Here is an 8,451-nt window from a genome sequence, read left to right as displayed (position 1 = left end):
TATATGCTTATTGATATTAAGGTAGATAAACAGCTAGAACAAAAAGAATTACTTACGAAAGAAGACAAATTTAAAATGAAGGATATTCTGGATATTATTAAAAATCCAGCATATATCATGATTGCGCTAATTTGCCTGACCTTTTATTCAGCTGTTTTTCCCTTTATGGCATTTGCACCGGATTTCTTTTACCACAAATTTGGTGTTAGCTATGTTCAAAGCGGGCAAATAACATCTCTTTTGCCCTTGGGTACTCTATTTTTCACACCTTTATTTGGATTTCTGATTGATCGATTTGGGAAAGCAGCATCTGCCATGATATTTGGTTCATTTGCTTTATTTATTGTTCACATCACGTTTTCATTCACCAATACGCCACCACAGGCATTAATGATTTTATTAGGCGTAGCATTCTCATTAGTTCCTGCCGCAATGTGGCCTTCGATGGTTAGGTTAGTCAAGGAAAAGCAAATAGGAACAGCCTACGGCTTAATGTATTCTATACAAAATCTTGGTTTGTGGGGTTTTCCAATTTTGGCAGGAATTATTCTTGATAAAGCAAATCCCGGAAATCCAGAAACTTTAAATTACACACCAACCATGATCATGTTTGCAGCACTCGGTTTGCTTGGTTTATTCTTCGCTCTTCTGCTAAAATATTATGACAAAAAAAGAGGTTTTGGAGTTGATTTGCCTCTAAATAAGTGACAATATCAGAATTTAAGAATAGGACAAATTCGGACGAGTGTCTACATCATTTTCATATCAATTTTTTTAAATGTACCTTGCTAAAAAATAAAATCTATAAAAATCAAATTCAGGGATTGATTAAATGATCTAATTCAAGTTTCCCAGTAAAATAACTCCTCCAACAAACATGAGAGCCAGAATATACACCCTAGTTTCTGTACCTGTTTTCATTATCCTATATAGTTTTACTTTTGTGATCGTATTAATTTCGCTCTTTTTTGCCATCCTTAAAAGAAAGAAAAGCGTACAGCACGTCATGCATTTTTGGGCCAAATCTGTCTTCTATCTAATGGGTAAAAAGTTAACAATCAATGGCATGCAGAATATTCAGAAAGGAGGAAATTATATTTTAATTGCTAATCACGCAAGCCTTTTTGACATCATGGCAATCATGGCCTTCTATCCAAATGTATCCTGGTTCGGACATGAACGTTTATTGAGAATTCCGGTCTTCAAACAAATTTTATTGATGACCAACTATGTGCCAATGAAATCGGCAACCTTCAGCAACACAAGACTTATGCTCGACAGCTTAATTCATAAATCCCAAACCAATACCATTGCCATTTTTCATGAAGGAACACGCACATTAGATGGCCAAATAAACAATTTTTACAAAGGCTTTATCCGATTAATGAAAGCTTCCGATGTAAATATTCTACCGGTTACCCTGAATGGCTTCTATTCCCTAAAACCAAAAAACAGATTTCATATTAATTTCAATTCAAAAATTAATGTCATCATACATAAACCTATTGAAAGAAGTCTTTTAATTAATAAAAGTGATTCTGAGATAATTGAATCAGTTAAAGAAGTAATTCAATCTGCCATTATTAAATAGTAAAACATGGAAAATCACAAATGGATATTCATTATTAACCCGATTGCTGGAAATGGGTATGGAGAAGAAATAAAATCGATTTTAGAAAAGAAGGTTGCTGAATACAATATTCCGGCTGAATATGTAACCACAGAAAGGAAAGGGCATGCTGGAGAACTTTCAAAGAAATACGCTGATCTGGGATATAAATACATTATTGCAGTCGGAGGAGATGGGACTGTTAATGAAGTATTTACGCCCATCATAAATCGAAAAGACATCATTAGTGGAGCAATTCCTGCGGGAACCGGCAACGACTTTATCCAATTACTAGGATTTCCAAACAGATTTACTGAAGAAAATTGGAAAACATTTTTTGATTTGAACACAAAACTGATGGATGTTGGACATTGCAATGGCAATTATTTTTTAAACGGGATGGGACTTGGTTTTGACGCTCAAGTGGCTGCTGAAAACTATGCTGAACCCGGTGTTGTAAAAGAGGGTGGTAAAAACAAATATATTTGGCATATTGTAAAAACACTTCTCTTTTTTAAAGAAATCAAAATGAAGATTGTAGGGGGTGAAAATGCTGGGGAAACAGATTGCTTTATCAATACAATATCTATTGGAAGACGTTTTGCAGGTGGCTTTTACCTTACACCAAAAGCCTTGGCAGATGACGGCTTACTTGATGTTTGCATGATTAAGAAGTTGAATTTATTACAGCGATTAAAAATCCTCATGCAAGTACCAAAAGGTACTCATATACATGATCCAAAAGTCAATTATTACCAAACACCCAACTTGCAAGTATCATTTGATAAAGAAGTACCCTATCACCTGGATGGTGAATTATTTTTCGCAACAGAAATTGATGTTTCTCTCCTGCCAAAAGCATTGAACTTCATTTATAATCCGAATGGGGAGCATTTTTTTAAGGATTGAAATTCGATTAATTCATTTCCTCATTAATAGGTTTTGTCATTCTAACCCCGATTCTATCAGATGAGGAATCTGTTAGTGTTAAACCTGAGTGATCCCCAGAAGAAACGCAGACTTTTCGCTTACAGATACCTCCCTACGATCGGCATGACAAAAAAAGGAAAATCCTACTCTACACAGTTTCTGTCGTTCCGAACGCTTAGTGAGGAATCTGTTAGTGTTAAACCTGAGTGATCCCAAAAAGAAACGCAAATTCTTCGCTTACAGATACCTCCCTACGGTCGGCATGACAAAAAGAGGGGAATCCTGCTCTTATTCAGTTGTGTCATTCTGTAATGCAATGAAGAATCTGTTGACTGAGAATGGACAAGCAGGAATTGGTCAGATTCCTCCAAAGTCGGAATGACACAAGGGGAGTGGGATGAATAGACTCCGCAGCGCTTTATCAAAAATGAAAGCCTTCACTATTATGCTCTGTCATTCTGAATGCAATGAAGAATCTGTAAACAGAGAATAAACAAGTAGGAATTATCAAAATTCCTTTAAAGTCGGAAGGACATATTTTTAATAGTATTCAATTGTACGCTTGACTAATAAAGCAGGTCTGTTTTTAATCATTCCATAAAGGATTATCCAATTTCTCTTATCATCAAATTCATAGGTATAGTTTAATTCATTCTGAATATTGCCTTCCAGAGACATACTATTCCTTTTAGTGCAATTGCCTCTTTGATCATATGAATAATCAATTGTTTGGCGAAGGTGACCATCAAAAGTAAAATGTTCCTCTCTTATTTTATTTCCAGTGCTATCAAAAAGATATCGATACAATGTTTTTCCATCACTACTTGAATACTCCTTTTCAATCAAATCTCCTAAATCATTATAATAATAGGTAAAGAAACTTGAATATACACTGTTTGAATAATTAAACTCATTTATTAGTAATCCGCTCTCATCATATTTATAGATAGTTTTTGAAGTGCAATTATATTGAAGAGCTTCTGAATTTGATAAAACAAGATTATTATTGTCATATTGAAAGTTTGTCACATGTGTATTCCAACAAAATGTTTTCTTTCTATACTTTTCGCAATACTCCATTCCAAAGTATTGATGCTCTATTTCTTTCACAAGATTTGCAAAAGAATCATATATGTATTCAATTAAAAAGTCCCCTTCAGAATTGAAGCAATAATGCTTGATTAACTTGCCTTCAAAGTATATAGATGAATATTTTGAATATATTTCATCGATTGAAGAGTAATAAACTTTTTCAACCTCTGTCCCGTTCTTATTAAATGCTATTAATTGCTTAAAAAAACAGTGCCCAGAAGTGATTTGCCAAAGTGAGTCAACACTATTGTATTTATACTCGATTATAGACTTTACCTCCCCATTTAGATTCTCGTTCTCCCAATTAGTTTGCCTACTTTGAGCATTTAAATTAAGGACACTTGTAAAAAGCAAACTGTTTAATAGTATTTGAGACAATAATTTCAACATATTTTTAAATTAAATAAACCCCACATTCACCCAAATATCTGTATTCCGTCCTTTATCATCAACACAAGATATTTTGTTCTCGCCCTCTTTAGGTTCAAAAAATAATTTTTCAGTGGCTTTTGCTTTCTGCAACAATTTATTATTTACATACCAATATACATGTTCAACCCCATTTTCAACACTGCATCTCAATTGCAGTTTATTACTTTCATTTTTAAATAACAGGTATTCCATGCCTTGGGTAATGGATATAATGGCTGGCGCATTATCATGGTATATTCTTTCACATCGAGGATTATGTGTTGGAATTTTCTCATAGGGAATTTCTTCATCCTCATAAAAAGACAAGAGGTCAGATGCATAGTTTGGGTATATTTTTTTCTTGTATCCTGCTTTTGGTTTGCACGATCTGCAAAAGGAGAAATCTTCATTAGCGTCAGTAAATACTTCAATTTGGTGCATACACTTTGAATTATTCGAAATGCCCGGCAAATAATAATCAATTACCTGATCGTCACAAAATTCATTAGGAGGTAATCCACTGACCGAACAAACCAATCTTTCGCCTAAAGATTCTGGTTTTTTAAACCATTTTTTCCCTTCATCATAATCAATCGAGTTAAACACATTGAATAATAGTGGCACTGCGAATTCAGCCCCATTCAATTCAGGGATACCAATTCCAGAAAAATTACCCACCCACACTCCAATTGTATACTTGGTATTATATCCTATTGCCCAAGCATCTCTTCGTCCATAGGATGTACCTGTTTTCCAGGCAATCTTTGGCAAGTGCACACTGTTTTCGAATTTATTTGGGAGGTCGGGGCGAATGAGTGTAGCCAATATTTCTGAAGTCATATAAGATGACCCTGCACTATAAATGCTATCCTGATATAATGCCTCCTCAGAACGAATGTATTTCAATCCAGAATAAATTCCTCCATTGGCCAAAGTTGAATAAGCATTCACCAATTCCTCGAGCGTAACACCACAGCCACCAAGAATTAAGGACAAGCCCAATTTGCTTTTATCTTGCTTAATTCGTTTAAAGCCTGAACGCCCCAATAGTTCAACAAAATCATTCGTTTCCAGCTCATCAAGCACTTTAATTGCTGGCACATTTAAGGACGATGCCAATGCTTTTTCAATACTAATAAGCCCACTGTATCTGCCATCATAATTGGACGGGCGGTAACCATCATAGTTAATGGGAACATCTGTAACCACTGTTTTCGGACAAATAATTCCTTTATCAAATGCCATGGCATATAAAAAAGGTTTTAATGCACTTCCGGGTGAACGAATGGCCCTGATTCCATCTACTTGTCCTTGGTATTGATTATCCCAAAAATCAGCAGAGCCTACATAAGCTTCTACCTCTTTTGTTTCATTGTTAATTAATAAAACAGAGGCATTTCCAATATTTCTGTTTCGGATATGCTTGATGTAATTGTAGGTGATATTCTCAACTTTGCTTTGCTTGTTAAGATCGACCACTGATTGGATAAAAATATCATTCGGAAAGCTACTTTTTAATCGATAAGATAAATGGGGTGCTAACTTAGGAGCTTCATGCCGGTAGCAATCAATATCCTCATCCAATGCAGCGAGTATATCCTGTTCTTTGAATAATTCTTTTTTGCCAAAATACTGCAACCATTCATTTCTTTTTTCAAGTAACAAAGAATTATTATCACCTGGTTTGTATGTATTGGGGTTATTGGGAATAATTGAAAGCATAACAATTTGAGCCAGGCTCAGCGCTTCTGGTTTTTGTTCCAGAAAAAGCAAGGCAGCTGATTTAATTCCTTCGATGTTTCCACCATAAGGCACCAAATTCAAATACATCTGAAGAATTTCATTTTTTGAATAGCGCCTTTCAAGCTGCATGGCTCTAAAAATTTCCTTGATTTTATGCCAATAGGTTCTCTTTTTGGGTTCTAACATGCGAGCTACCTGCATGCTAATGGTAGAGGCGCCAGAAACCACTTCGCCTCTGAAAATATTCCTGACCAATGCTTTTGCAATCGCAACCGGATTAACACCAAAATGATAACGAAAAAACCTATCCTCCTTAAAAATTATGGTCTGTTTTAACTCCGGTGTTATTTCTTCCAGATTCGTTTTTATTCTCCACTTATCATCCTGATTGAGATAGGCATGCATTATACTTCCATCTTTTGCCAAAATAACTTGAGAGTATTCAATTTGGGGTTTGAATGGAAAGGCAAAATCCAGAATATGAAAAATACCATAAAAAGAAATGACCAAAAGGAAAACCAGTCTTCTCCAGAATGGAATTTGATTCCAGAATCCTTTTATAAAGTTGTTATGCATCAGTTTTGAAATGAAATGGCAGATCATTCGTGCGGATTAATTCTTAGTTTTCTCGCAAAGGCGCAAAGATCACAACGCATTTTTCAGTCAGTTTACATAGCGTTCCTTGCGTCTTTGCGAGAGACTATCTACTTCACCACAACCTCCCCGGCACCATAATAAGAATTATACTCTCCATCATACATGGCATCAGCTCCAACAGCACCTAACTTGAACGTTCCTTTAGAAACTACTCGTACTGAATAATAATACTTTTGCGTAGTTGATCGTGCAGTAGTAAAAAATGAAAGTCTATCGTCACGAATATCAACATAATCGGGATATAGCCGATATTTGATCCAATCCATTTCTCGTCCTTCCGTCAATCGTGGATTTTCAATTTCGAAACATGCAGGAAGGATATCTGTTACAGCAACATTTTCCACCTCTTTTCCAATAGATGAACGAATTGAAAGCTCAATGACAACCAAATCATTTTGACTAAAATATTTGCCATTTAAAGCATTGCCAAACCGATCATAGAAATTTCTTCGTACAATGAGATTATTATCTCTTTCTTCGACTTTTCCACTTTCACTTATTCCTTCTACCTCATAGAAATAGTACAAATTACCACTTCCTTGGGTGCTGATGGTTACCTTTTGGTTATTGAAATTATCTGGTATGACTAAATCCTTTCCTGTAAATTGATAACTATTCTTCCCAAAGCTGATGCTTGCAGTAACATTTGAATGGCTACCTTTTTGGGCAACTTTACCCAAAGCCAATAGCGCAAAAACTCTTTCCTGTGTTGACAACCATCGTTTTGACTTAAACTCTTCAGATAAATTCTTCGTTAAAACGGGTACCATCATATTAGAAGGATCACTTTCCATTAATGCATATAAGGCAATTCCTTTATCTCTTACATAGGAATAAAATGACCCTCCAAAAGAACGTCTTGATCGATAATTATCCCATGCTTTGGGGACTATAGTATGATAGCTTTTCATATCACCAATTAATGCAAAGGAACCCGCTAATAAGAACTTTGAATCAGTTGAAAGTAAGTGCAAATTGGCTTTGTAATAATTCATGATCGACCGATTTTCTTTTCCACTAGCAGCCAGTACAAAGAGTGCATAAAAATTCTCCCTGCCTGCAATCGTTTTAAATTGTAGGGAATTTGATTGATCGTAATAATGCCAGGTATCGTAGGCTTTATTTTTGACAATTCGTTTCAAATACCTCATGGCATTATTCAACTTCGAGTCAGTAACTTCATATCCAGCTTTCTTGGCTTCCACCAAAAAATGAGTTGCATAAACGCTGGCCCAAACATTTGCATAGCTACCACTTGGCCAATAGGTAAATGAACCATCATACATCTGCAGCGATTGAACTTTATGAATAGCCTGCTGCACATTATAGTCAATATCCATGTTTTGCCTGGCTTTATTTTGATTCAGTGCTGTGGCTAAATCTCGAATATACAATTGAGGAAATGCAGCAGAAACTGTTTGCTCCAAACAGCCATAAGGATATCGAATCAGGTATTCCAGATCTTTGGAAAACTCAGCAAGAGGAGACTTACTTAGAATTAATTTCGAAGAAGAACTCTTTTTCAGAAAATCTGATGTCACAGTTAATGAAACTGTTTTACCAGCAGTAATATTCCCAGCACCAAATTTCTTCTCCAAACCGGCAGCAGGACGAACAGGAACATTTGTTTCATCAGAAAACTGCTCATTCAGGGCGCTTACTTTTACTTTTATTTCTGCATTTCCAATTGCCTTATCAGCTATTAATTGGAAAGCTAGCTGCCCCTCGCTATTGGCATTCAATTGTATGCTTTGAGTTATATCTCCATCAATTTTTATAGGTCCATTAACACTAATCGTTACTTTCGCTTTTGTTGATTTTGCTGTTGTATTCGTTAATGTAATGGGGAAGACAAGCTTATCACCCGGACTCAATATGCGCGGTAAAGCTGAACTTATTACAATTGGATCGGCAACTTTCATTTCTTTTTCAGCCGATCCAAACTGATTGTCCTTATAAGCCACTGCCATTATTCGAACAGCACCAGAGAACTTAGGAAGCCAGGCTTC

The 8,451-nt window shown here is 35.6% G+C and carries 6 protein-coding genes; 3 read left to right on the top strand and 3 right to left on the bottom strand.

The annotated features are described in order from the left end of the window. The 3 genes from HOG71_00320 to HOG71_00310 form a co-directional block, all read left to right on the top strand. Nucleotides 1-708, top strand: a 708-nt coding sequence (locus HOG71_00320; protein MBT5989274.1) for an MFS transporter, incomplete at its 5' end; no start/stop codon positions are given. Between the two features lie 169 nt (nt 709-877). Next, complete coding sequence (locus HOG71_00315) at nt 878-1,591, top strand: 1-acyl-sn-glycerol-3-phosphate acyltransferase (protein MBT5989273.1); 714 nt, start codon at nt 878-880, stop codon at nt 1,589-1,591. 6 nt (nt 1,592-1,597) lie between these two features. After that, a complete protein-coding gene (locus HOG71_00310) occupies nt 1,598-2,518 on the top strand; it encodes a diacylglycerol kinase family lipid kinase (GenBank protein ID MBT5989272.1) in 921 nt (306 codons plus the stop codon). 561 nt (nt 2,519-3,079) lie between these two features. On the opposite strand, the gene HOG71_00305 is transcribed toward HOG71_00310, so the two are convergent. From HOG71_00305 to HOG71_00295, 3 genes are all read right to left on the bottom strand, one after another. Continuing rightward, on the bottom strand, nt 3,080-4,021 hold the full coding sequence (locus tag HOG71_00305; GenBank protein MBT5989271.1) for a hypothetical protein: 942 nt from the start codon (nt 4,019-4,021) through the stop codon (nt 3,080-3,082). A 9-nt stretch (nt 4,022-4,030) separates the two neighbouring features. Continuing rightward, entirely contained in the window at nt 4,031-6,361 is a 2,331-nt protein-coding gene (gene pbpC, locus HOG71_00300; GenBank protein ID MBT5989270.1) for a penicillin-binding protein 1C, read from the bottom strand. 128 nt (nt 6,362-6,489) lie between these two features. After that, the coding region (locus tag HOG71_00295) for an alpha-2-macroglobulin family protein (GenBank protein MBT5989269.1) at nt 6,490-8,451 on the bottom strand (1,962 nt) is incomplete at its 5' end.

This window comes from Bacteroidota bacterium, assembly GCA_018698135.1.
Lineage (GTDB): Bacteria > Bacteroidota > Bacteroidia > CAILMK01 > JAAYUY01 > JABINZ01.
This window is presented reverse-complemented; position numbering and strand designations above follow the sequence as displayed.

Bases quoted from the DNA above. Each gene is read 5' to 3' on its own strand.
- HOG71_00315 (MBT5989273.1), top strand. From the start codon at position 878: ATGAGAGCCAGAATATACACCCTAGTTTCTGTACCTGTTTTCATTATC.
- HOG71_00310 (MBT5989272.1), top strand. From the start codon at position 1,598: ATGGAAAATCACAAATGGATATTCATTATTAACCCGATTGCTGGAAAT.
- pbpC (MBT5989270.1), bottom strand. From the start codon at position 6,361: ATGCATAACAACTTTATAAAAGGATTCTGGAATCAAATTCCATTCTGG.
- HOG71_00305 (MBT5989271.1), bottom strand. From the start codon at position 4,021: ATGTTGAAATTATTGTCTCAAATACTATTAAACAGTTTGCTTTTTACA.